Genomic DNA, 24,498 nt, shown 5'->3' with positions numbered 1-24,498 from the left:
TGCCCGGCCTGTGGCCGGGCAATAAGGTCAAAAAAGCCCCCGAGCCATCAGACAGCGGGGGCTTTTGCTTTTGTTTCTGCCGAGATCAGGCGGAAACCGCCTTGAGGCCCTTTTCCTCCAGCGGCTGGATGGTGCCGTCTTCGCTGACGGTCACCTGCTCGCCATGGCTGAGACTGTCGAGGCCCTTGCAGGCGACCAGCATCAGCACGTCTTTTTCGCGCGCGACGATGGCCATGTGGCTGAGCCAGCCGCCGACTTCGGAAAGGACCGCGCCGGAGCGCTGGACCCACGGCAGCCAGGCCGGGTTGACCATGCGGCAGACCAGGATGTCACCGTCCTGGAAGTCTGCGAAGGCCGCCGGGTCGATGCAGCTGTCGTCCTCCATCCAGAACACCCTTGCGGTGGCGCTGCCGCTGCCCGCGACGCAGGTGCCGCCCAAGGCGCCGCCCTCCGCATTGGCCTGGGCGCCGAGCGACAGGAGTTCGCAGCCGTGCAGGGTCAGTGAAACCTCAGTAGGTGCGGACTTCTTGCGCAGGTTCTCCTTTTCGGCGCGGGCTTCGGCGAGGCCGCGCAGCGCGTCCGGGGCGGACCAGCTGCCGTTCAAGACCTCGTCAAAGGTCAGGTTGAACACCAAGTCCGCCAGCCCGCTGACGTGGCCCAGGGCCAAGAGGGCACGGCGCAGTTCGGCGACAACGCGCAGGGCCTCGTGCTTGGCCTGCTCCTTGAGGTCCTGGTAGGCGATAGCGATGCCGATGGTATCGTCTAACTCATCCGGCAGGTTGGCCGGGACCGGCACCGCGCCGATCGGCTCCACCGAGCTGCCCAGCAGCGAGTGCAGCAGCGCCGGCGCCTCGGCATAGCGGGGCGAGGAGAGCTCGTAGTCGAAGATCGAGCGGTGGCCCATCAGCTGCATGGCACGCGCCTGGGCGTCCTTGCCGGTGCAGGAGGCGATCAGGCTTGAGGGCGCATTGGGCAGCTCAGCGTGCATCAGATGCGCCCGCAGGGCCGGGTCGCCCGCGGCGGCGGAACCTGCCTCACCCATGGTGAAGCCTGCCAGGATGTTGATCTTCTCGGCCTCCAGATAGACCTCGCGGATGAACATGTCCTTGAGGGTGGAGATTGCCTCCAAGAGCTTGTCTTGGGGCAGGGCAGTGTAATCCACGGCCTGCCAGATCGCCAGCTTGTCGCGCAGTTCCGGCATCACCTCAGACCGGAAGCGGGTGATCATCGGATGCGCCTGCTTGCGCAGCTGCTTGGCTTTGGCGGCGCTGAGTTTCAGGGTCATGCCCTGTTTCAGCGCCACGTCGACGTAGGTTTTGCCGAACAGGTTGACGAGGTGGCCGTCGCGGCCCTCGGGCAGGCCGTAGGGCACACCCAGCTCGCGGCAGGCCAAGTCAACACTGCCGCCGGGCGCCCACAGCTCGCTCATCAGCGAGAAGGAGAGCGGGGTGGGGCGGGGCAGGACTTCGGACATCTCGTCCTGTTCCAGGATGGTCTGATCCGGGTCTGCATCCGCATAGCGGTTCAGCAGGCCGCGCCATTCGGCCAGACGGGTCTGCTCCTGCTCGGTGCCCAAGGACAGCGTGGTGATGTCGCGGCTCTGGACGATCTGGAATTGGCCGTTGGCATAGGCCCATTCGACGTCCTGCGGGCAGCCGAAGGTGTCCTCGATCTGCTTGCCAAGGGCCAGCAGCGGCGCCATGTCCAGCGTCTGGTCCTGATCGGCATCCGCCGGCAGGCCGGTGTAACGGCCAAAGCGCAAAGAGGTCGGGGTGACGCGGCCGGACACCAGGTCCTCGCCGCAGCCTTCGACCCATTCGATCATCGCCATGCCGGGGGCCATCGGGTCCTGGGTGAAGAGCACGCCGGCGTATTCCGCCTGCACCATTTCCTGCACCACGATGTTGCCCTGATCGGTGCTGTCGCCCTCGCCGGAATAGCTGGCAGCGCGCTCAGACGAGAAGCTGGTCACAACTTCGTCCAATGCGGCGCGCATGGTCTCTGCGGTCACGTCGAGCACCGATTCAAAGACGCCGGCAAAGCTTTGGTCGTGGCCGTCCTCATTGCTGGCGGAGGAGCGCACGGCGACCGGCTTGCCCCCTGCAAGGCCAAAGACCTGTGCCGCAAATGCATCTTTCTTGGCATCGGGCATTTCACGGTAGTCGTGGATTGCATCGGAGCGCACGATCACGCCGCCCGGCACCGGCAGGCCTGCGTTGCGCAGAATTGACAGGCGCAGGGCCTTGTTGCCGGCGTGCTCCAGCTCCTCGGTGTAGCCCATCGGGATCACGCCGCGCGGCAGCTTAGCGAGGCGGCGCTTGTGGGCGCGCAGCGACAGGGCCTCGCCCAGTTTCTTGTGCATGCCGGTCACATAGGCGCGCTGCACCAGCAGCAGGGTCAGGCTGAAGCAAAGATAGGCATTGGCCGCGGCAGTCAGGCTGAACACCATGGCAAACAACGCAGGCATGCCGAGCAGCATCCACAGCTGTTTCTGGCGCTTGGTCTTGGCGACGGCCCACAGCAGGTAAACGGCAGCCAGCGCACAGAACAGCACCGGCATGAGGAACAGCGGATCGGGCGCGCCGAGGTCGGCCATCCACAGGAACGGGGTTTGCAGGGCGGCGCTGGCCTCTTGCGCAGCAGAGACGCCCAGCATCATCACCGGCAGGAACAGCAGTGCGGTGAGGTTCTTCATCGGCGTCAGGCTCTTGTCGGCGTAGAACGCCTGCACCGCGCGTGCCTTGCGCACCGGGTCATCGGCAAGCTTGGCCTTCAGCGCCTTCATTTCATCCGCGGTCTCGGCGGTGATGATCTGATCGCGCTCGGATTTCAGGGCAACCGGCAGCACCAGGATGCGGGTCAGGATCGACAGTGCCAGCAGGCCCAGCAGGATATGGCTGCGCTCATGCACCCACAGCAGCGCGGCGGCCAGGGCCGAGATTGCCTTGCCCCAGAGGCCGCCTTGCTGGTCGGCCAGCCAGGCCTGCACATGCGGCTTCGGAGGCGGTGCCACGAAGTATTCCCACGGCAGGGTGTAGCGGCCGCGGAAGTCGATGCCCTTTTGAGACAATTCCAGCCCCAGCACCTGGCTCATGAAGCAGCTGCGGCGGTCATAGCAGGCGGCGATGGTGGGTTTATTGGGATCCAGCTGCGCGATGCGGTCCATCAGGTCGGCGGTGGTCATCTTGCGGATCGGGATGTTGACGGCGCCGGGCAGGTGGCCGGTCTCAAAGTCGCCCGGGTAGCGGGTGTCGACGATCTGCAGGTCCTCGGTGGTCAGCAGGCTGGTGAAATCATCGGTGCTGAGCAGCACGTCCTTGCCCGGGTACTCGGGGATGGCGCGCAGGTCGGAGAGGGTTTTGACGTCCTTGTCGGAGAAGTCGCGCCCCTCGACGATCCATTTCTCGATGCCGCCGGCAATGAAGCTGCAGTCGATACCCATCGCCGCCAGCTTGGCGCAGGTTTCAGAGGAGCGGTTGCCGTTGTGGCAGAACAGCACGACCTTCTGGCCGGGCTGCACCGGGCGGGTCTGCAGGAAGTCCGGGAACCGGATATGGGTGGCGCCGGGCAGGGTGCCCATGGCGTTCTCGCCGGTCTCGCGGATGTCATAGAACAGGGTGGATCCGTCCCCCAGCGCGGCGGCGGCGTCGGTGGTGCTCATCGCCAGCGGATGATTTTCCTGCTTGGAGAAGCTGGTTTCCTTGAGCGTGGCGTCCTTGATGGTGGTGCCGTCAAACTGCGCCGGCCGGGTCAAAGTAGCCTGCAGCCTTGCCAGCTCGGCCTGCTCGTGCGAGGAATACTGCCAATAATTACCAGCGGCCAGCGCCAGGGCTGCAAGAACGAGGACGGAGATCAGCTTGACCGGGTAACGGCGTTGTGAGCCGCCCGGTTTAGGGGAAAAACCCAGTTTTGCCGCAATCACGGCCCCCAAACCGGAAATCATGGCAATTCCCACCGCGAGAACCTGCGATAGCGAGGAGACTGATCCGATGACCAGTTCCGGTGAGGGAATAGCAAGGGCTGCGATGGGGAGCGTCGCAAAAAGCGAAGCCAGCACAGTAATTTGTGCCGGGCGGCGGACGGACCGCAAGGTCCGGAGTGGCAAAGAGGTGTTCTTCACGGCAGTTCCTGTTGAGCCAGTAGGGCTGGTATTCTGATTTGAGGCGAATTTGCCTAAAAGATTACGAAAATCTTACTGAACCGTTAATATAGCGGAGGAAGAATAAAAGAACCGCAAAATTTTTTGGAGAATTGCAGGTGCGTTAACATTGTATTCTTAACCATGTGCCATGTAACGAAGAGTGGCGGCCCGCCTGCCGTGCCAGCCGAAAGCAGTCAGGAGGCTAGAACCGTGACCCTGTTAGTGTGGATCGTTGGTATCGTTGAATTTTTCAGGTTGCGCCTGCGGGCGGCAGCTCCCGCTGCGGCGCTGGCGGCCTGTTTCGCCTTGCTGTTGCCCGGCGCCGGGCGGGCGGGGGTTGAGCTGGTTTTTGGAACCTATGCAGCCGATAAACCAACTGCAACGGTAAAAAAGTACCAGCCCTTTCTGTCCTTTCTGTCCAGCCGCATGAGCGAGGAGCTGGGAGAGCCTGTGTCGATCCGGCTCAAGATCGCCAAGGAATACGGAGAAGGCATCCGGCAGCTGGCCAGAGGCGAGGTTGATTTTGCCCGTTTCGGGCCGGCCTCCTACGTGCATGTGATGACGGAGAACCCCGGTATACAGATTGTCGCGATGGAATTGAAAAACGGCGGCAAGCGGTTTAAGGGTGTGATCGTCGTGCATAAGGACAGCAATGTGCAATCGGTCGAGGATCTGGCCGGGCTCAGCTTTGCGTTTGGCGATGAGCTGTCGACCATCGGACGCTACCTGGCGCAGGAATATCTGCTGGACGCGGGGATCAGCAGCGCCGATCTGCATCAGTTCGACTATCTTGGCCGTCACGACCTGGTTGGTGAAGCGGTGGGCGCGGGAAAATATTCCGCAGGCGCGCTGAAGGAAAGCACCTTTAAGAAGCTGGTCGCCAAGGGGGTGCCGATCCGGGTGCTGGCCTCCTTTGACAATGTCACCAAACCGTGGCTGGCCGCGTCCGGGATGCGGCCGGATGTGCTGGAAGCCATGCGCCAGGTGATGCTGTCCTCGGAGAATGAGGAAATCGTGCGCCGGATCTCCAAGAACGGTTTCCTGCTGGGTACCGATCAGGACTATGACATTATCCGCCGGGCAATGGACCGCAGCCTGGCCTTTTAAGGTGCCGCAATAGACTATGAGACGTACAGGCATCCTTTTCCAGATCGTGCTGTCGCTGCTGCTGGCTGCTTCGGCCGTCGGCTTTGCCGTCGGGGATCTGGCGCAGCGCCAGGAGGTGCAGCGGCTGGAAGAGCAGCTGGCAGAGCAAGCGGATCTGACGGTATCGCTGCTGAGCGGACTTATGCTTGAATTGATTATCGTCGAGGATGTGCCGGTGCTGGAGACCGGCCTGATTGAGGCGGTCACCCGCAAGCCGCAGATTGTCTCGATTCAGATCCGCAGCCCGGCTGGCAAGCTGCTGGCCTCGGCCGAAGCACCAGGTGCCGTGCGGGACGGCAGCCACGTGATCTATGAGCGTCCGATTGAGCTGGAGGGGGCGTCCTTTGGCACTATGGTGGTGGAATGGTCCACCCGCGACGGCGAAGCGCTGGTGGCGGCCAAGGTGCGCCAGATCATCATCTGGACAGTGGTGCCGGTGCTGGCGCTGTCGCTGCTGGTTCTGCTGCTGGTGCATGGGCTGGCATTGCGGCCCCTGCAGCGGATTCACACGCGGATGTCGGATGCGATCGCAGGCCTGCGAAGCCCGTTGCGGCCGTTGCCCTGGTATGCATCGCGTGAGTTCCAAGCGCTGGATTTTTCGGTGAGCGTTCTGGAAGAGACCTTTTCCGAGCGTGACGAACGCGAATATGCTTTGGAGCAGGCCCGCGAGGCCGCTGATATTGCCAATCGCGCAAAGTCGGAATTCCTGGCCAATATGAGCCATGAGATCCGCACCCCGATGAACGGGGTGATTGGCATGGCGGAGCTGCTGCAGGAAACCCGGCTGGACGACGACCAGCGGATGTATGCGGAAACCATCGCCAAGTCCGGCTCGGCCCTGCTGACGATCATCAATGACATCCTGAATTTCTCCAAGATCGAAGCGGGCAAGGTCGAATTGAACGAAGCGCCTTTTAACCTGCAGACGGCGGTGGAGGATGTGGTGACTTTGCTGTCGCCCAAGGCGGCCGAAAAGGGCGTGGAGATCACCATGCGCTACGATCCGGCCTTGCCTGAGGTCTTCGAGGCGGATGCGGGCCGGATTCGCCAGGTGATCACCAATATCGCCGGCAATGCCGTCAAATTCACCAATGCGGGCTACGTCTATATCGATGTGACAGGGCAGGAAAAAGACGGCCGTCACCAGCTGACCCTGCAGGTCACCGATACCGGGACTGGCATTGAGCCGGAGCGGATCGGGCAGATTTTCCGCGCCTTTGAGCAGGCCGACAACGCAGCGACCCGCAATTTTGAGGGCACCGGCCTGGGGCTGGCGATTTCTGCGCGGCTTCTGGATCTGATGGGCGGGTCGGTCAGGGTGGTTTCCGAACCGGGCAAGGGGTCCGTCTTTACGGTCGAGCTGCCGCTGAAGGCAGGCGGGCATGTCGAAACGGACCGGGCTGGCAGCGCCCGCAGCTTCGAGGGCCTGAATGGCCTGCTGGTGGACGATCTGGAACTGAACCGGGTGATCCTGTCGGAGCGGCTGGGGGCCTGGGGTGTTACCTGCACGCTGGCGGCTTCGGCGCATGCGGGGCTGGAAATCCTGTCTGACGCGCAGCTGGACGGCCGCAAGTTCGATTTTATCATTCTAGACTACCAGATGCCAGCGATGGACGGCCGTGAACTAGCGGCGCGTATCCGCGCCATGCCCGGGTTTGAGGCTGTGCCTCTGATTGTTTTGTCTTCGGTGGAGCATGCGTTGAACCGGGCGGATTGCGAGGCTATCGGGATCTGCGAATTTGCGCTCAAACCGGTCCGTTCGGAGCAATTGCGGCAGGTGATCAGCCGGGTGCTGAGCAAACCGGCGCAGCAGCCTGCTGCGGAAGGGCAGGATAAAGGCCTCAGGGCCGGGGATGAGCGGCTTGTGAAGGTGCTGCTGGCAGAGGATAACCGCACCAACCAGCTGGTTGTCACCAAAATGCTGAAGGATGCGCCGCTCAAGATCAGCATTGCCAAAAACGGATTGGAAGCGGTGCAGCAGTTCCAGGCGGAACGGCCGGATATTGTGCTGATGGATATGATGATGCCGGTGATGGACGGGATTGAGGCCACCGCCGAGATGCGCCGTATCGAGGCAGAGGCCGGCGGCGGCAAATGCCCGATTGTGGCGCTGACGGCAAACGCGCTGCACAGCCACCGTGAAAAATGCCTGGAAGCGGGGATGGATGATTTCCTCAGCAAGCCGATCAACAAGAAAGCCTTGACCGGCGCGATCAGCAAATGGACCAGCTGCGAAGGGCTGCAGCGCACCGGCAGCTGACTGGCAGCAGACCAGGGCTGGCTGGCGGCCGGAAACTCGGCCGTGCTGCTGTTGGCGTATGCCGCTTGCGGTTTTGCCGTGTCATGCAGGCCGGCCGCGGCGCGGTTTCTGTGCTGATGCGCCCCGGGGAGGTTCCGAGGCAAGGCAGCCCGCGTCGAGCCCGTGCCCGGGCTGTGCCGGTTTTCAGGTCCGGCGCAGCACTCCGGCCAGGCTGGAGACAGCAAACAGGCCCGCGGCCAGGCAGACAATGCTGGGGCCTGCAGGTGTGTCCAGAACAAAAGCGAGCTTTAGCCCTCCGGTGGCAGCCAGCATGCCCAGCAGCGCGGCGATGACGGCCATGCGCTCTGGGGTGGCGGCAAAGGGGCGGGCGGCGGCGGCCGGGATCAGCAGCATGGCGGCAATCAGCAGCACGCCAACCACCTTGATCGCCACCGCCACCACCAGTGCCAGCGCAATTGTCAGCACCATCTGCTCGCGCCGGGGATCGATGCTGGCGGCATGGGCCAGGTCCGGGTTCAGGGTGGCGGTCAGCAACACCGACCAGCGCCACCACAACAGCGCCAGCACAAGCACCGCACCGCTCCAGATCACCGCCAGGTCGAGGCGGCTCACCGCCAGGATGTCACCGAACAGATAGGCCATCAGATCAATCCTCACCCCTTGCAGGAAGGAGACGGCAACCAGGCCGAAAGCCAGCGAGGAATGCGCCAGCACCCCCAGCAGCGTGTCCATCGCATAGCCGCGCCCGGCAAGCGCTGAGACCGTGGTGGCCATTGCCAGCGCGGTGGCCAGAACACCTGCAAAAACCGACACATCAAAGCTGAGCGCCAGCGCCACGCCGAGGATAGAGGCATGGGCGGTGGCATCGCCGAAATAGGCCATCCGGCGCCAGACCACGAAACAGCCCAGGGGCGCGGCGGCCAGCGCCACGCCGATACCCGCCAGAGCGGCGCGGATCAGGAAATCGTCCAGCAGGGTCATTCGGCGGCCTCGTGTTGGTGTCCGTGATTATGGTCGCAGCCGTGATCGTGGCTGTGGTTATGCTCATGCCGGTAAAGCGCCAGGGCGCCTTGAGTGCCGGTGCCGAACAGGGCGCGGTATTCCGGTGCGCTGGCAACATGCTCGGGCGCGCCTTCGCAGCAGATGTGGCCGTTGAGACAGACCACCCGGTCGGAGGCCGCCATCACCACATGCAACTCGTGGCTGACCATCAGCACCGCGCAGCCGATGTTCTGGCGGACTTTCTCGATCTGCTGGTAAAAGGCAGCCGAGCCGGGCTGGTCGAGGCCTTGGGTGGCCTCATCCAGGATCAAGAGCTGCGGTTTGCTGAGCAGGGCGCGGGCCAAGAGCACCCGCTGGAACTGGCCGCCGGAGAGGCCGGACATCTGGCGCGCGGCTAGATTGCCGGCGCCTGCCTGCGCCAGTGCCTCTGCCGCGCGGGTATCGGAAACGCGGGCGGGCAGGCTGAGGAAGCGGCGTACGGTCAGCGGCAGGGTCGGGTCAATGTGCAGTTTCTGCGGCACATAGCCGATGCGCAGGCCGGGCGTGCGTGCAACGGTGCCGCCCGAGGGTTTCAGCGCACCGATCACGCTGCGCAAGAGGGTCGATTTGCCGGAGCCGTTGGGGCCGACCACGGTGACGATCTCGCCGGCCTCGATGCTGAGGGTCACGCCGGACAGAACCGTGTTGCCGCCGTAGGTAACGGAAAGGCTGTCGAGGGAAATCAGGCTCATGCCGCGGGGGTTCCCTGGCATTTCGGGCAGAGGCCTTCGGCCTCGATTACGGCGCGTTCGATGACAAAGCCGGCCGCGCGGGCGGCCTGGCCGAGCTGGCCTTGCGACGGCTCGCGGGAGGCTTCGGCAACCGCATCGCAGGACCGGCAGATCAGGAAGAACGGCGCGTGGCTCTCGCCCGGGTGGGTGCAGGCGATGAAAGCGTTCAGGCGCTCGATCTTATGGGCGAGGCCGTTTTTGACCAGGAAATCCAGGGCGCGGTACGCAACGGGCGGCTGCGAGCCGAGACCCTCTTCGCGCAGCCGGTCGAGGATGTCATAGGCGCCAAGCGCACGGTGTTCCTGCAGCAGGATCTCCAGCACCCGGCGGCGCACCTTGGTGAACTGCAGCGCGTTTGCCCGGCAATGGGATTCGGCGGCGGCGATGCCGTCGTGAACGCAGCTGCTGTGGTCATGCGGTTCGAAACCGATGGACTCCATGGGATCAGGCCTCCGGGGGTGGGCAGGATTGGCTCTTGATATGTAATGTTATGACGTTTATCAACCCGCACGGAATGTTATAAAGTTACATCGGAGGATGGCATGCGGAACGCGGTGGCAGTTGCAGCGCTTTTGGCGGGGACAGGGGCAGCCTGGGCGGAGGTGCCCAGGGTTGCGGCGGATATCACACCGGTGCACGGGCTGGTGGCGCGGGTGATGCAGGGCGTGGGGGAACCTGCCCTGGTGGTGCCGCCGGGCGCGTCGCCGCATGGCTATTCGATGCGCCCCTCCGAGGCGCGGGCGCTGGATCAGGCGGATGTGGTGTTCTGGATGGGGGAGGCGCTGACGCCTTGGCTGCACGGCCCGCTAGAGGAGCTGGCCGGCGATGCGCACCGGGTGGAGCTGCTGGAGGCTGCGGGCACCACGGTGCTGCCGTTCCGCGAGGGTGCCCGGTTTGAGGCGCATGATCATGGCGATCATGAGGGCCATGGTGAACACGATGACCACAGTGGGCATGAGGATCATGGGGATCACGAAGATCATGCGACCGAAGGTCATGATGACCATGACGACCATGATCACGAGGCGCATGCTGAAGACGGTCATCATGCTGAAGACGGTCATGATGACCACGAAGGTCATGATGATCACGCCGATGCCCATGCCGGCCATGATCATGAAGGTGATGATCCGCATGCCTGGCTGCTGCCGGCCAATGCGCAGGCCTGGCTGGATGTGATTGCCCAAGAACTGGCAGAGCATGACCCGGACAATGCCGCTGCCTACAGGGCCAATGCCGCGGCGGGCAAGCAGGAGATTGCGGAAACTGTGGCCGCGATCTCGGCGCAGCTGGAACCGTTCCGGGGCAAGCAGTTCATCGTGTTCCACGATGCTTACCAGTACTTCGAGCGCGGTTTCGGCCTGAATGCGGCCGGCGCCATTTCGATCAGCGATGCTGCCAAGCCAAGCCCGGCGCGGGTTGCGGAAGTTCGCGATGTGGTGGCGGATCTGAATGTGGGTTGCGTGTTCTCGGAGCCGCAGTTCAATCCGGGTCTGGTCGCCACTGTGCTGGACGGCACCGGCGCGGGTACCGCGGTGCTGGATCCGCTCGGCGCCAAGCTGCAGCCCGGGGCGCAATTCTACCCGGCGCTGCTGCAGGACATTGGCGCGGCGATTGCCGGCTGCTGATAAGAGCGGGCGGGCCAGGCGGCCCGCCTTTTTCATCTGTCGCTGATCAGGTGGGTTAGGGTGGCGCCGGTCTCGTAATAGGCGCTGCGCAGGCCCGCGAAGGGGATCGCGTGGTCCTGTGCCGGCGGCACCGGCAGGCAGGATTGGTTGCCGCTCAGCAGCGCCTCCGCCATTGCGGTGCCGAACAGGGTGCCGGGGCCGATGCCGCGGCCGGAGTAGCCGAAGCAGGCATAGCCGCCATTCAGGTCGAGGATCTTGGGCAGGTGCTCGGTGGTCATGGCAATGCGGCCGTGCCAGTGGCTGCGCAGTTTTACGTCTTTCAGCTCCGGATAGAGGGCGGCCAGCTTTCGCGACAGCCAGCTGCGGTGCAGGGCGCTGCCGAAGTGGTTGAGCGCGCCCATGCCGCCGATGACCAGCCGCCCGGCTTGGTCGAGGCGCCAGGAGGACATCACCAGCGCGGTGTCCCAGCAGCCTTCCTTGTATGGCAGGATCTTGTCGAGCAGCGGGCCGGGCAGCGGATCGGTGGCGGCCTGGAAGTAATGCACCGGGATCACCTGCGGCGCGTCATAGCCGGAGATTTCGCGGGCATAGGCATTGGTGGCCATGATCAGGTGTTTGGCGCGGAGGCTGCCCTTGGGCGTGGCCACATGCCAGGTGCCGCCATCGCGGGTGATGGCGGTGGCGGGCGAATGCTGATGCAGCTCAGCGCCTGCGCTTGCGGCGGCGCGGGCGAGGCCGCGGACATAGGCGAGCGGCTGGATGGTGCCTGCGCGCGGGTCGAAGAGAGCGCCGTGCACTGCCTGGGAGCCGGTGCGCTGGATGGCTTCTTCGCGCGACAGCAATTGCACTGGCGCGCCGATGGCGGTGAGCTGGGCGTGGCGTTGCTGCAGGTCGTTGAGGCCGGAAGGCGCGTGGGCGCAGTGCAGGGTGCCATTGTTTTCGGGCTCGCATTGGATGGCGTGTTTCTTGATCAGCGAAAACACCACTTCCGGCGCGCCCGCCAGCAGCTGGGAAAGGCGGCTGCCGGTTTCCGGGCCCAGCTCGGAGTTGATGTCTTCGGGCGGCAGCCAGAGGCCCGCATTGGCGAGCCCCACATTGCGCCCCGAACCGCCGCTGCCGGTTTCCTCGGCCTCGATCAGGCGGACGGAGGCGCCGAGTTCGGCGGCCTTGAGCGCGGCGGAGCATCCGGTGTAGCCGCCGCCGATCACTACAAGGTCGGCCTTGGCCTCCCCGGTGAGTTCCGGGAAGGCGGGGTTTTCCTGGCAGGTTTGGTGCCAGAGGCTGGACGCCAGATCAGATGTCAAACTTGATCCCCTGAGCAAGCGGCAGCTCGCGTGAATAGTTCACGGTGTTGGTCTGCCGGCGCATGTATCCTTTCCAGGCGTCCGAGCCGCTTTCACGGCCGCCGCCCGTCTCCTTTTCGCCCCCGAAAGCGCCGCCAATCTCAGCGCCGGAGGGACCGATGTTCACATTGGCAATACCGCAGTCGGAGCCCGCTGCCGAGAGGAAATATTCGGTCTCGCGCACATCGGTGGAGAAGATGCAGGAGGAGAGGCCCTGGGGCACTTCGTTCTGCATTTCAATGGCTTGGTCGAGACCGGAGTATTTCACCACATAGAGGATCGGGGCGAAGGTCTCGGTGTGCATGATCGCGGTCTGGCTGGGCATCTCGGCGATAGCCGGGTGGGCATAGGCCGCGCCTGCGTGGCTGTCGGCCAGCGCCTGGGCGCCGCCATGCACGGTGCCGCCTTCGGCCTTGGCGCGTTCCAGCGCGCTGGTCATCGCATCCAGCGCAGCGCCGTCGATCAGCGGGCCGACCAGGGTGCCGTCTGCCAGCGGATCGCCGATGGGCAGGCCCTCGTAGGCTTTGATCAGGCGGGGGATCAGCGCGTCATAGATGTCTTCATGCACGATCAGGCGGCGCAGGGTGGTGCAGCGCTGGCCGGCGGTGCCGACTGCGGAGAAGACGATAGCGCGCAGGGCCATTTCCAGATCGGCGGAGGGCGCCACGATCATCGCGTTGTTGCCGCCAAGCTCCAGGATGGTGCGGCCAAGGCGTTTTGACATATCGGCGGCAACCGCCTTGCCCATCGGTACCGAGCCGGTGGCAGAAATGAGGGCGACGTCATTGGAGGCGGTCAGCGCCTCGCCCAGATCACGCTCGCCGATCAGCACCTGGATTAGGCCCTCGGGCGCGTCATCGCCAAAGGCGGCCATGACGCGTTCACAGATCTTCTGCACCGCCAGCGCGGTGAGCGGGGTTTTCTCCGACGGTTTCCAGATCACCGGGTCGCCGCAGACCAGCGCAAGTGCTGCGTTCCAGCACCAGGGGGCGACGGGGAAGTTGAAGGCAGTGATGATGCCGCAGGTGCCCATCGGGTGCCAGCTCTCACGCATGGCGTGGCCGGGACGTTCCGAGGCGATAGTGAGACCGTAAAGCTGCCGCGAGAGGCCTACGGCAAAGTCGCAGATGTCGATCATCTCCTGCACTTCGCCAAGCCCCTCCTGGTAGATCTTGCCGCATTCCAGGGTGACGAGGCGGCCCAGGTTTTCCTTTTCCTTGCGGAGCTCGTCGCCCAGCAGGCGGACCAGTTCGCCGCGGCGCGGGGCGGGCATCAGGCGCCAGGATTTGAAAGCCGCCTTGGCGGCGGTGATCTGCGCTTCGGCCTCCGCCGTGCTGTGGGTTTTCAGGCGGGCGATTTCGCTGCCGTCCACCGGCGTGGTGACGGAGAGGCTGCCGCCGGTGAGTTCGGCCTCAGTCAGGCCTGCAGCGGCGAGGATGTCGGAATGGAGCATGTCGGCGTCCTTGTGCATGGGGCGGGGCATGAGCAAAACTTTTGGCTGGTTTGCGCAAATGCCCTGCGGGGCGTCTGTCTGATATAGAAATTGCACCGGCGGCGCTGGATTGCTAATGAAACTAAATCCTGAAGCCATGAGTTAACATCATATGATTGCCCCGCGCCGGTTCCTCCCTTCTATCCCTTCGCTGCTGGCCCTTGAGGCTGTGGACCGGCTGGGCAGTGCCTCAGCCGCGGCGGAGGATCTGTCGCTGACGCAAAGCGCCATCAGCCGCCAGCTGAAGCAGCTGGAAGAGCAGATGGGGGTGGATCTGATTGCCCGTGACCAGATGCGGATGCAGCTGACACCTGCGGGTTCAGGCTTTGCCAAGGAGGCGCGGGCGGTGCTGACGCGGCTGGCACAGGCCTCGGTCAAGCTGCGCGCGAACCCGGACGGGGGCAGTTTCACGCTGTCGATCCTGCCGTCCTTTGGCCTGCATTGGCTGGCGCCGCGGCTGCGGGAGTTTGCCGCTGCGCATCCGGGCATCACGGTGAACCTGCACACCCACAATCTGCCGTTCAGCTTTGATGCGGGCACAGCGCAGGCGGCGATCCATTACGGCACCCGGGACTGGCCGGGGGTGGAGTATCTGCCGCTGATGCCGAAACATGTGCTGCCGGTCTGTGCGCCGGGGCTGATGGAGGGGCCGGTGGCCTCTCCGGCGGAGCTGCTTAGTTACCCGCTGTTGCATCTGGAGACCCATCCGGACAGTTGGGAACAGTGGTTTCAGATGCATGAAGTGCCGGCCCAGAAGCTGAAGGGCATGCTGTTTGACCAGTCCTCAGCGATGACGCAGGCAGCAGTGCATGGGCTGGGGGTGGCCTTGCTGCCGGACTTCCTGGCGGAGAACGAGATTGCCCAGGGGCGGCTGGCGCTGGCGATGGAGGGGGCTGCGGTGAGCCTGGGGGAGTATTTCCTGGTCTGGCCTGCAGATCAGGCGGAGGACTATCCGCTGATCAAGTTCCGCGAGTGGCTTCTGTCGCAGTTGGAGGAGAATTGAAATGCGCCTGCCAAGCCTGACCCATCTGCGCTGTTTTGAAAGCGCCGCGCGGCATCAGAGTTTCACCGCGGCCGGCGAGGAGCTGGGGCTGACGCAAAGCGCGGTCAGCAAGAAGGTGAAGGAGCTGGAGGCGGACCTGGGGTTCGACCTGTTCCAGCGGGCCGGGCGCGGCGTGGTGCTGACACCTGCGGGGCAGGGGCTGGCGGCGGATCTGGAATTGGACCTGGCGGGCTTACGCGCGACCTTGCAGAAGGCGGCGGCGGCCGGGGCCGGGCGCTCGGCTTTGCGGGTGGCGGTGCTGCCGGCCTTTGCCAACCTGTGGCTGATCCCGCGGCTGCCGGATTTCTTTCAGCGCCACCCGGAGGTGGAACTGAGCTTCTCCACCCGGCTGGAGCCGTTTGATTTTGCGCGGGAAAACTTCGACCTGGCGGTGCATTACGGTCTGGATAACTGGCCCGGCACCCATATGGCACCGCTGTTCGGCGAGGAAATGGTGCCGGTCTGCGCGCCGGGGTTTTATGCCGCGCATCAGCTGGAGTTGGCCGCCAACCTGGCGCAGGCGCCGCTGCTGCATCTGGACAGCCGGGCGGGGTCCTGGGCGGAGTGGTTCGAGCGTGCCGGGCTGGCTGGCAGCCCGCGCCAGGACGGGCGCTATTTCGACCAGCACTCGATGGTGATTGCGGCGGCAGCGGCGGGGCTGGGCGCGGCGATTGTGCCCTATGACATGGTGGCGCGGGAGATTGCGGGCGGCGATCTGCTGCGGATCCCGGGGCCTGTGCTGGAGTCGCGCAAACGCTATTTCCTGGTGCGCCCGCACGGGCCGGTGCCGGAGGCGGTGCAGAAGCTGGAGGCCTGGATGCGCAAGCAGTTGCGGGTGCGGCCGGATTGAGGTGAGCCGCTAGCCATGACTAACTGGAATGGATGCGGTCGGGACCGGCTGGTTTTCCAGCGCAACCGGAAGCTTCACTCTGGGTGCGCAAAAACCAGCAAGGAACCTTTGCCATGGCCCACTTCCGCCGCGCCAGCCGTCTTGAGCCGCTTGAGGTCTCGGAAATCCTGACAATCGGCGCCAAGGCCGCCGAAATGAAACGCCAGGGCGCGCCGGTTATCATCCTGGGCGCGGGCGAGCCGGACTTCGACACGCCTGACCACATCAAAGAGGCCGCCACTGCCGCGATGCGGGCGGGGGAAACCAAGTACACTGCGCTTGGCGGCACGCTGGGGCTGCGGAAGGCGATCCAGGCCAAGTTCAAGCGCGACAATGGCTTGGATTATGCTCTGGATGAAATCACCGCCGGAACCGGAGCCAAGGAAATCTTGTTCGATGCCTTCATGGCCAGCCTCAACCCGGGAGACGAGGTGATCGTGCCGACGCCCTATTGGACGTCGTATTCAGACATCATCCGTATTGCGGGCGGCGAGCCGGTGCTGGTGCCCTGCGGCAGCGAGACCGGCTTTCGGCTGACCGCTGAGAAGCTGGAGGCGGCGATCACCCCGCGCAGCCGCTGGCTGCTGCTGAACTCGCCATCGAACCCGGCAGGGGCGGGCTACGGCGCGGCGGACTACCAGCCGCTGCTGGAGGTGCTGCTGCGGCATCCGGATGTCTGGCTGATGGCGGATGACATGTATGAGCATATCACCTATGGCGGCTTTGAGTTTGCCACGCCCGCGCAGGTGGAGCCGCGGCTGAAGGACCGGGTGCTGACCGTCAACGGCGTCTCCAAGGCTTATGCGATGACCGGCTGGCGGCTGGGCTATGCGGGCGGTCCGAAGGCGCTGATCGATGCGATGAAAGTGGTCCAGTCGCAGTCGACCTCGCATCCGTCGTCGGTGTCGCAGGCCGCTGCCGCGGCAGCGCTGAACGGGCCGCAGGAGGTGCTGGCGGAGCGGCGGGCCAGTTTCCAGGCGCGGCGCGATCTGGTGGTGGCGGCCTTGAATGGCATGGAAGGTCTTGATTGCCCGGTGCCGGAGGGGGCGTTTTACACCTTTGCCAATTGCGCAGGCGTGCTGGGCAAGCGCACGCCGCAGGGTGCGCTGCTGGAAACGGACGCGGATTTCTGCGCCTACCTGCTTGAGCAGCACCATGTGGCGGTGGTGCCGGGGCGGGCCTTTGGCATTTCGCCCTATTTCCGGATTTCCTATGCAACGTCTGAGGCAGAGCTGCGCACGGCGTTGACCCGGATTGGGGCCGCGGTGTCGGCGCTGTCTTAGGCCTGTAACACAGCCGGCTGGCGGCGGTTCCGTGCCTGGGACCAGGCCTGCACCAGTTGGCGCTGCAGGGCAGCGGCTGCGAGGCCGAGAGCGATGCCGCCGAAGATGGCCAGCGCATCATTCAGCGGGCTGCGGCCTTCGAGGCCGGCCAGTGGCATCAGCAGCTCGGGCACGAAGCGGTGCAGCAGATAGATGTGGAAGGCGGCCTGCGCCAGTCGCATCAGCGGCCGCACGGCGAAGCGCGGCATCGCCAAGCGCGGGATGAACAGCAGCCCGGCGATCAGTGCCAAGAGCCACATGTATTTGATCCAGCCGCCGTACCAGTTGCCGCCGAGATAGGCGGCCATTGGCATGATGACGCAGGCGGCCGCCAGCACCAGCAGCCTGTGCCCCAATGTGCTGGCGGCGGTGATACACCAGCCAAGCACAAACAGGTAGAAGACCCATGGCACGGTGAACTGCGCCCGGCCGCCGATGTTCCAGATTTCCGGCACACCGAGGCGCAGCGCGACGGCAAACCCCAGAAAGCACAGGCCTGTGCGGAAGGCGCCTTGTTCCGCCAGCCAGCGCCGCACCGGCGGCAGGGCAAAGGGCAGCGCCACCAGCAGGGTCATCTGCAGGTAAGCCTCGATGAACCAATAGAGATAGGGTAGCATCAGGTGGGTTTCAGGCGTCGTCACGGCAAAGTTGCCGACCAAGAAGAGTGAGACCCAAGGCACCTGTTCCCAGGCCACGGCATAGCCCGCCAGGATCAGGTAATAGGGGATCAGCACCGCCGCCACGGGTTTGAAGAAGCTGCGCATATCCCCGGATTTCAGCGCCTCCCAGCGGAAGCCTGCGACGCTCATTCCCATCAGGATCACCATCGCCGCGGCGCCGCCGAAGACCGGCCAGAAAGTCTGATGCGCCACCACGACTGCCAGGATCGCGATCACCCGGGCCGCCAGGTCAAAGGGCAGGCTGGCCGAGGGGGACGGGGCGGCTTGCTCCAGCTGTCTGACGGGCATGGTTTCCCAGCCCGCAGGGGCGCCGCCGAGCGCCTCGTCCAGGGCCAGGGACAGTTCGACATGGCGCAGCGAGTCGCCGCCCAGCGAGGCAAAACTGTCATTGCGGCCAATGGTTTGTGGCGCAAAGGCGGCCTGGTAAGCAGCCAGCACGCCTTTGGCGCGCGCGGGTTTGGCAGATTGCGCCTTAAGCGCCGGATAGTCGGTCTTGCCATTGGCCCGCCGCGGCAGGGATTTGCGCGGGAACACGATGAAATGCTGCTGGCCGACACCGGTGAGCTTGGCGGCCAGCGCGGCGATACCGTCCTGCGGTCCGCAGATGGCGATGCAGATGCGGCTGTCGTCGCCCCAGACCGCCGCCTCATGCCCCTGGGCGGCCAGGGCGCGCTCAATGGCGTCATGGCCGATGCGCAGGCCTGCGATCTTTGACATCCGCGACAGCCGCCCGGTGATATGGTAAAGCCCGTTTGCATCGCGCCGGGCCAGATCGCCGGTGGCGAGTTCGGAAAGTTCCGCGCCCTTAGCAAGATCGGCGTGGCTTTCGGCATAGCCCATCATCACATTCGGGCCCTGGTAGACCAGCTCACCCTCGCCCTCGGGCGCGGTGATTTCCCTGCCGCCCGCGTCGCGCAGCATTAATTGGCCGCCGGGGATGGCGCGGCCAGCGGCGCCGGGGTGGTCCAAAGCCTGTTCAGGCGGCAGGTAGCTGATCCGGGCGGTTGCCTCGGTCTGGCCGTACATGACAAAGAACCGCCCGGCCCGGGCCTGCATCCGCGCGGCCCATGTGCGGACCTGTTCCATTTCCATCGCACCGCCTGCAACGGTGAGGGCTTTGATGGTTTCCGGCAGCGCATGGGACAGGCTTGCGCTGTCCAGCAGCCGGAAGTGATGCGGCACGCCAGCCAGGCTGGTGGCGCCGGAGGCCTCGAGCGCATCGGCAAAGCCTGCGTCCAGCACCGAGCCGGGAGCAAGCCAGAGGCTGGCGCCGGCGGCGAGATGCGAATGCAGAACAGACAGGCCATAGGAATAGTGCAGCGGCAGGATCAGCGCGGCGCGGTCGCGGGGCTGTATCTCCAGATATTCCGCAATGGCGCGGGCGTTGCTGTCCAGGGCTTTGGCGGACAGGCGCACGCCGCGGCCGTGGCCGGTGCTGCCGGAGGTTTGCAGCAGCAAGGCGAGGTCCGGATGAACCTCTGCCGCCTCATGGGTGTGTGCCATCAGCTCCCAGGTGCTGCCGCGGCAGCGGAAACTGGCGGCAGGGCGGAAGCGCTCTTCGAGCATTGCCGCAGTTGCCGCGTCTCCTGCCGGCAGCGGCATGACCGCATGTCCGGCCGCAAGGGCTCCGAGGTATGCGCCAATGGTTTCGGGGCTTGCCGCGGCTTCAATTGCAATCAGCCGCCGGTCCTGCGGCAGCAACGTGCTGAACTGTGCGGCACCGCTGGCCAGCTGCGCATAGGTTGTCTTGGTCCCGTCTGCCGCGATCAGGCAGGTCCGGTCCCCGTATGCACGCAAATTTGCCAGGTCGTAGAACATCCGCAACTCCTTTGAGCGCGGCGGGTATAATAAGCTACTAATTTTGTCAATTATTTGATGGGCGGTATTCTGCTAGCCAGTTCGCAGGCCGCACCTCAATAAAAAAACTTCCCGGAAGATGAGCGTTCGCGGGTGGGACTGGCGGCAGGCGCTGGCTGCCAGTCCCGTGGTTTTCAACAGCTGCAGTGCGGGTGTCAGAGCAGGTCGCCGAAGGCAACCGTCTGATCCGCAAAGACCAGCAAATCGATGTCCAGCAGCTGGTCGCGGCCTTCATAGAACCCGTCGGCACCGCCGCTGGCGGCATCGGTCACCGTCAGACGGGTGACATCTGTCCCGCGGTTGGAATCGAAGTAGGTGTAGCTTTCAAAGCTGTAGTCTTCGAAATTTCCATCAAACACCGCGCGGTCCTTGCTGGACTGGCCGGAGTCATTCCAGCTGTGGCCCTGCAATCGGTCGTCGCCCAGCCCGCCATAGAGCCAGTCGGAGCCATCTTCGCCATAGAGGGTATCATTGCCGTCGCCGCCGAACAGCTGATCCCGGCCGCTGCCGCCTGCCAGCTTGTCATCGCCGGACTGGCCCGAAAGCGTATCCTCGCCGCCGCCGCCATAGAGACTGTCATTGCCGCCGCCGCCGCGCAGCAGGTCGTCATTGCCATGGCCCTGCAGGCGGTCATTGCCTCCGCGCCCGATCAGCACGTCGGCGCCGTCCGCGCCGCGCAGATCATCTTCGGTTTGCGAGCCGAATTGGATGTCGGCGGTCCGGATGGTGATGTCCTTGAATGCCGCAAAAGCATCACCCGGGTCCAGCGTGGTTGCGGTGCCGCCCTTGCTGATACTGGTTTCACCGCCGCCGCGGCTGAACTGGAAGCTGTCGATGCGGCCATCAAAATACGCATGGTCGCTGCGTGGATTGCTGCCGAACACGTCTTCGCCGCTCAGAACTTCGCCATAGATTGCCAGCCCGCTGATGGAACCGTCGAAATAGCTGTGGATCTTGCTGGTTTCGCCGGGCGTGTTGCTCCAGCCCGAAGCGCCGGCGATCAGGGCCTCCTCGTTGCTCGTCCAATCGAAATCCAGGCCGGTGTCATAGGCGATCCGCGCGCCGTTCAGGTAGATTTCCACGCCACCGCTGCCGAAATTCAGGCTGAAGTCATAGTCCTTGCCTGCCTGGACCGCATTTGCGGCAGTGAAATAATGTGAGGCTTCGCTGTCTTGCAGACGCACGAGCAGCTTGCCGGTGTCATCCAGATAGACTGTCAGATGGCCGCCATCGCCAAAATCTGCGGCATCCTTGGAGATAAGTGTCTGGTTGCCGGACAAGCTGTCCGCGTTGAAACGAAAGGCGATGGTGCCGCTGGCCAGCGCCAGACGGCTGTGATGATCAAACACATAGGCGGAACGGTCTTCCGCCTCGAATTTATGGCGGCCGGTCATGGCAAAAACCGGGGTTTCCGGTGCTGCCAGGCCCAAGCTGCTGTCGTCCGCCAGCGCTGCCCCCGGGACTTTGATTTTGCCGGTGTTTTCGGAGACCTCTTTGGGGGCCAGGGCCTCCTCCAGGTCGTCGATTGTCCGGACGATGCCATAGGCCGGGGCGGCGGTGTGTTCGATGTCCGAAAGCTTCACCAGATCGCCGTAGACGGTGATCGAACCCAGCCGGTCGTCGTTATGGGCGCCGCCGTTGTTGCCCTGGTCGGAGTAAAGCTTGATCACCGAATGATCCATCACCCCGTCGCCGTTCTTGTCGCCATAGGTGATTGAGGCGATCTCGGTGGTGTGGCCTTCGATCACGATGCGGTCGCCCTCGGCGCGGCTGTAATCCTGCACCACGTCGTTGCCCAGAATGTCGACCCAATGGTCGTGCAGCTTGTCGTTTTCGCCTGCGACCCCGTGCCAGTTGATGGTGCCGTCGTCGCGGGTGTGCTTCTCGATATAGCGTTCCTTGGCGTTGATAAGCGTCTGGAAGTAAAAGATATCCGCGCCCTTTCCGCCGATCAGTAGATCATCGCCCGGCACCGGCTGGTCCGGGTAGAGCTTGCCATCGTTCAGCTCGTTCAGCGGGTCGCCCTCGTCGCGGTTGGGGTCATAGAAGATGGCGCCCTCGCGCCCGTCGGCGCGGCTGATCAGCAGGTCGTTGCCGCCGCCGCCCTTCAGCGTATCCTCGCCATGGCCGCCGTCCAGCACGTCATGGCCGCCGCCGCCCAGCAGCGTGTCGTTGCCGTAGCCGCCCTGCAGCACATCGCCGCCGCCGCGGCCGCTGACCTTGTCATTGCCGCCGCCGGCGTCGATGCCGTCATCGCCGCCGGTGCCGCGCACCGTGTTGTCGCCGCCGTTGCGGGTGATCATGCCGAGGCTGCGGTCCAGGTGGCCGTGGTGGCTGACGCCGTAATCCGCCAGAATGTCCAGGAAGGTATCGCTGGCGCCGTGCAGCTGGCCGAAAGCCGGGGCCAGATCCTCCATCATCGCGGCCATTTTGGCGCCGGAGGCGGTGCCGGCCGCCTCCGCCAGCGCCAGCTGGCTGGCCTCGCCAAGCTGGCCGTCGAAGAGGCGCACATCGCTGATGGTGCCCTTGAACAGCGAGTGGGCCTCGCTGTCCTGGCTGTCGCGCCAGGCGCGGCTGCCACCGATCACCAGGGCATGATCATTGCCGGCAAGGCCCTGTTTGAACTGGGGTTCCGCCGCCACCAGCGCGCCGTCGAGCCAGATCATCAGCCCGTCCGCGCCGAAGCTTACCGAGATTTGGTAGGTCTGCTGCGCCGAGAGCACCAGATCCGGCACTTTGAGATATTCGGTCTCGCCGCCTCCGGACTGGGTCAGCACCAGGGTGCCGTCCTTGACCCAGAGCGTGAAATCGCCGTCGCCCGCACCGCTGCCGTCCTTGGACACCAGCGCCATGTCACCCGGCAAGCGGTCCAGCGAAAAGCTCAGCGAGACTGTCGCCGCATCCAGCTCCAGGCTGTCCAGATGGCCCGCGTTCAGATAGTCGCCGTCTTCACCGCTCAGCAGATGCTGACCGGGCAGGGCTGCGACCGGGGTTTTCACCCCGGGAACGGCGGCATCGGCGGCGTCCGCCAGCGCTGCCCCCGGGACTTTGATTTTGCCGGTGTTTTCGGAGACCTCTTTGGGGGCCAGGGCCTCCTCCAGGTCGTCGATTGTCCGGACGATGCCATAGGCCGGGGCGGCGGTGTGTTCGATGTCCGAAAGCTTCACCAGATCGCCGTAGACGGTGATCGAACCCAGCCGGTCGTCGTTATGGGCGCCGCCGTTGTTGCCCTGGTCGGAGTAAAGCTTGATCACCGAATGATCCATCACCCCGTCGCCGTTCTTGTCGCCATAGGTGATTGAGGCGATCTCGGTGGTGTGGCCTTCGATCACGATGCGGTCGCCCTCGGCGCGGCTGTAATCCTGCACCACGTCGTTGCCCAGAATGTCGACCCAATGGTCGTGCAGCTTGTCGTTTTCGCCTGCGACCCCGTGCCAGTTGATGGTGCCGTCGTCGCGGGTGTGCTTCTCGATATAGCGCTCCTTGGCGTTGATAAGCATCTGGAAGTAAAAGATATCCGCGCCCTTTCCGCCGATCAGTAGATCATCGCCCGGCACCGGCTGGTCCGGGTAGAGCTTGCCATCGTTCAGCTCGTTCAGCGGGTCGCCCTCGTCGCGGTTGGGGTCATAGAAGATGGCGCCCTCGCGCCCGTCGGCGCGGCTGATCAGCAGGTCGTTGCCGCCGCCGCCCTTCAGCGTATCCTCGCCATGGCCGCCGTCCAGCACGTCATGGCCGCCGCCGCCCAGCAGCGTGTCGTTGCCGTAGCTGCCCTGCAGCACATCGCCGCCGCCGCGGCCGCTGATCTTGTCATTGCCGCCGCCCGCGTCGATGCCGTCATCGCCGCCGGTGCCGCGCACCGTGTTGTCGCCGCCGTTGCGGGTGATCATGCCGAGGCTGCGGTCCAGGTGGCCGTGGTGGCTGACGCCGTAATCCGCCAGAATGTCCAGGAAGATATCGCTGGCGCCGTGCAGCTGGCCGAAAGCCGGGGCCAGATCCTCCATCATCGCGGCCATTTTGGCGCCGGAGGCGGTGCCGGCCGCCTCCGCCAGCGCCAGCTGGCTGGCCTCGCCGAGCTGGCCGTCGAAGAGGCGCACATCGCTGATGGTGCCCTTGAACAGCGAGTGGGCCTCGCTGTCCTGGCTGTCGCGCCAGGCGCGGCTGCCACCGATCACCAGGGCATGATCATTGCCGGCAAGGCCCTGTTTGAACTGGGGTTCCGCCGCCACCAGCGCGCCGTCGAGCCAGATCATCAGCCCGTCCGCGCCGAAGCTTACCGAGATTTGGTAGGTCTGCTGCGCCGAGAGCACCAGATCCGGCACTTTGAGATATTCGGTCTCGCCGCCTCCGGACTGGGTCAGCACCAGGGTGCCGTCCTTGACCCAGAGCGTGAAATCGCCGTCGCCCGCACCGCTGCCGTCCTTGGACACCAGCGCCATGTCACCCGGCAAGCGGTCCAGCGAAAAGCTCAGCGAAACTGTCGCCGCGTCAAGCGCGAGGGCGCCGGAATGGCCGATGCTGAGGACGTCGTTTCTGCCGCCTGTATACTGCCGGGTCTCAAGTTGCGAAAAAACCGGATCCGGAATCACTGTTCCTGCCACGCTTAGGGTCCTCCTTGCTATGGCTGTTGTTGTTTGGAAATCTACTGCCCGGTCACGAGTTTATCGTGACGCCATTGGGGCATTCCAAGGCTTTTGCCGGCATGAGCGGGTTTTTGCGCGCGGCGTATAAAGGTTTGAAATTGTGGTCAATCGCTGCAGGTGCGCAGCGATGGCTGCGTTGAATTATGGCGAAAATCAGGCAAAACCGGGGCGCGCGGGCTGGAATGTGGCCTTTGCCGTCCTGCGCGCGGCCGGGTTGCGGCAAATTGATGGCCGTGGTGGCGCTTGCTGCCGGCAGGGGGCGGGCCGGGGGCAAGATCAGGCAAAA

Annotated in this window: 14 protein-coding genes; 6 read left to right on the top strand and 8 right to left on the bottom strand. The window is 64.6% G+C overall.

Going from position 1 to position 24,498, the window contains the following annotated elements; translation table 11 throughout:
- Positions 1-85: 85 nt before the first annotated feature.
- Positions 86-3,943: a PEP/pyruvate-binding domain-containing protein gene (locus tag ACXAEK_RS22270; RefSeq protein WP_475045556.1), complete on the bottom strand. Its 3,858-nt coding sequence runs from the start codon at positions 3,941-3,943 to the stop codon at positions 86-88.
- Positions 3,944-4,351: 408 nt separating this feature from the next.
- On the opposite strand from ACXAEK_RS22270, the gene ACXAEK_RS22265 reads away from it, so the two are divergent.
- Together ACXAEK_RS22265 and ACXAEK_RS22260 are read left to right on the top strand one after the other, a co-directional pair.
- Entirely contained in the window at positions 4,352-5,248 is an 897-nt protein-coding gene (locus ACXAEK_RS22265; RefSeq protein ID WP_475045465.1) for a PhnD/SsuA/transferrin family substrate-binding protein, read from the top strand.
- Between the two features lie 16 nt (positions 5,249-5,264).
- Positions 5,265-7,547, top strand: a complete 2,283-nt coding sequence (locus tag ACXAEK_RS22260; RefSeq protein ID WP_475045463.1) for a response regulator — start codon at positions 5,265-5,267, stop codon at positions 7,545-7,547.
- A 183-nt stretch (positions 7,548-7,730) separates the two neighbouring features.
- Here ACXAEK_RS22260 and ACXAEK_RS22255 read toward each other — a convergent pair whose 3' ends face one another.
- Genes ACXAEK_RS22255 through ACXAEK_RS22245 form a run of 3 tightly spaced genes read right to left on the bottom strand, consistent with a single transcriptional unit; the run spans position 7,731 to position 9,759 of the window.
- Positions 7,731-8,528: a metal ABC transporter permease gene (locus ACXAEK_RS22255; RefSeq protein ID WP_475045462.1), complete on the bottom strand. Its 798-nt coding sequence runs from the start codon at positions 8,526-8,528 to the stop codon at positions 7,731-7,733.
- On the bottom strand, positions 8,525-9,280 hold the full coding sequence (locus tag ACXAEK_RS22250) for an ATP-binding cassette domain-containing protein (protein WP_475045461.1): 756 nt from the start codon (positions 9,278-9,280) through the stop codon (positions 8,525-8,527). The genes ACXAEK_RS22255 and ACXAEK_RS22250 overlap by 4 nt, the downstream gene beginning before the upstream one ends.
- The gene (locus tag ACXAEK_RS22245; RefSeq protein ID WP_475045459.1) at positions 9,277-9,759 is read right to left on the bottom strand and encodes a Fur family transcriptional regulator; all 483 of its coding nucleotides are present in this window, start codon (positions 9,757-9,759) and stop codon (positions 9,277-9,279) included. Before ACXAEK_RS22245 ends, ACXAEK_RS22250 begins: the two co-directional genes overlap by 4 nt.
- 102 nt (positions 9,760-9,861) lie before the next feature.
- Between ACXAEK_RS22245 and ACXAEK_RS22240 the strand changes: the two genes are divergently transcribed.
- Positions 9,862-10,947 (top strand): zinc ABC transporter substrate-binding protein, encoded by a 1,086-nt coding sequence (locus ACXAEK_RS22240; protein ID WP_475045458.1) that lies wholly within the window; start codon positions 9,862-9,864, stop codon positions 10,945-10,947.
- Positions 10,948-10,979: 32 nt separating this feature from the next.
- Here ACXAEK_RS22240 and ACXAEK_RS22235 read toward each other — a convergent pair whose 3' ends face one another.
- Positions 10,980-12,251, bottom strand: a complete 1,272-nt coding sequence (locus ACXAEK_RS22235) for an NAD(P)/FAD-dependent oxidoreductase (RefSeq protein WP_475045457.1) — start codon at positions 12,249-12,251, stop codon at positions 10,980-10,982.
- Entirely contained in the window at positions 12,241-13,743 is a 1,503-nt protein-coding gene (gene amaB / locus ACXAEK_RS22230) for an L-piperidine-6-carboxylate dehydrogenase (protein WP_475045456.1), read from the bottom strand. Before amaB ends, ACXAEK_RS22235 begins: the two co-directional genes overlap by 11 nt.
- A 151-nt stretch (positions 13,744-13,894) precedes the next feature.
- Between amaB and ACXAEK_RS22225 the strand changes: the two genes are divergently transcribed.
- The 3 genes from ACXAEK_RS22225 (at position 13,895) to ACXAEK_RS22215 (ending at position 16,996) form a co-directional block, all read left to right on the top strand.
- A complete protein-coding gene (locus ACXAEK_RS22225) occupies positions 13,895-14,785 on the top strand; it encodes a LysR substrate-binding domain-containing protein (protein WP_475045454.1) in 891 nt (296 codons plus the stop codon).
- Position 14,786: 1 nt separating this feature from the next.
- Positions 14,787-15,674 (top strand): LysR substrate-binding domain-containing protein, encoded by an 888-nt coding sequence (locus ACXAEK_RS22220; protein ID WP_475045453.1) that lies wholly within the window; start codon positions 14,787-14,789, stop codon positions 15,672-15,674.
- Positions 15,675-15,787: 113 nt separating this feature from the next.
- Complete coding sequence (locus ACXAEK_RS22215) at positions 15,788-16,996, top strand: pyridoxal phosphate-dependent aminotransferase (protein ID WP_475045451.1); 1,209 nt, start codon at positions 15,788-15,790, stop codon at positions 16,994-16,996.
- Here ACXAEK_RS22215 and ACXAEK_RS22210 read toward each other — a convergent pair.
- Together ACXAEK_RS22210 and ACXAEK_RS22205 are read right to left on the bottom strand one after the other, a co-directional pair.
- Entirely contained in the window at positions 16,993-19,533 is a 2,541-nt protein-coding gene (locus ACXAEK_RS22210; protein WP_475045450.1) for an AMP-binding protein, read from the bottom strand. The genes ACXAEK_RS22215 and ACXAEK_RS22210 overlap by 4 nt on opposite strands.
- A 194-nt stretch (positions 19,534-19,727) precedes the next feature.
- Positions 19,728-24,170, bottom strand: coding sequence for a LamG-like jellyroll fold domain-containing protein (locus ACXAEK_RS22205; RefSeq protein ID WP_475045449.1), 4,443 nt, complete (start codon positions 24,168-24,170; stop codon positions 19,728-19,730).
- Between the last annotated feature and the right edge of the window lie 328 nt (positions 24,171-24,498).

This window comes from Leisingera sp. ABM4_101 (genome assembly GCF_056158725.1).
Note: the sequence above shows the minus strand (reverse complement) of the source record. Positions and strands in the feature narration are given on the sequence as shown.

Excerpts from the sequence above, each read along its gene's own strand:
- ACXAEK_RS22210 (WP_475045450.1), bottom strand. The coding sequence starts at position 19,533 with ATGTTCTACGACCTGGCAAATTTGCGTGCATACGGGGACCGGACCTGC.
- ACXAEK_RS22240 (WP_475045458.1), top strand. The coding sequence starts at position 9,862 with ATGCGGAACGCGGTGGCAGTTGCAGCGCTTTTGGCGGGGACAGGGGCA.
- ACXAEK_RS22270 (WP_475045556.1), bottom strand. The coding sequence starts at position 3,943 with ATGATTTCCGGTTTGGGGGCCGTGATTGCGGCAAAACTGGGTTTTTCC.
- ACXAEK_RS22245 (WP_475045459.1), bottom strand. The coding sequence starts at position 9,759 with ATGGAGTCCATCGGTTTCGAACCGCATGACCACAGCAGCTGCGTTCAC.
- ACXAEK_RS22225 (WP_475045454.1), top strand. The coding sequence starts at position 13,895 with ATGATTGCCCCGCGCCGGTTCCTCCCTTCTATCCCTTCGCTGCTGGCC.
- ACXAEK_RS22250 (WP_475045461.1), bottom strand. The coding sequence starts at position 9,280 with ATGAGCCTGATTTCCCTCGACAGCCTTTCCGTTACCTACGGCGGCAAC.
- ACXAEK_RS22255 (WP_475045462.1), bottom strand. The coding sequence starts at position 8,528 with ATGACCCTGCTGGACGATTTCCTGATCCGCGCCGCTCTGGCGGGTATC.
- ACXAEK_RS22260 (WP_475045463.1), top strand. The coding sequence starts at position 5,265 with ATGAGACGTACAGGCATCCTTTTCCAGATCGTGCTGTCGCTGCTGCTG.
- ACXAEK_RS22215 (WP_475045451.1), top strand. The coding sequence starts at position 15,788 with ATGGCCCACTTCCGCCGCGCCAGCCGTCTTGAGCCGCTTGAGGTCTCG.
- ACXAEK_RS22220 (WP_475045453.1), top strand. The coding sequence starts at position 14,787 with ATGCGCCTGCCAAGCCTGACCCATCTGCGCTGTTTTGAAAGCGCCGCG.
- amaB (WP_475045456.1), bottom strand. The coding sequence starts at position 13,743 with ATGCTCCATTCCGACATCCTCGCCGCTGCAGGCCTGACTGAGGCCGAA.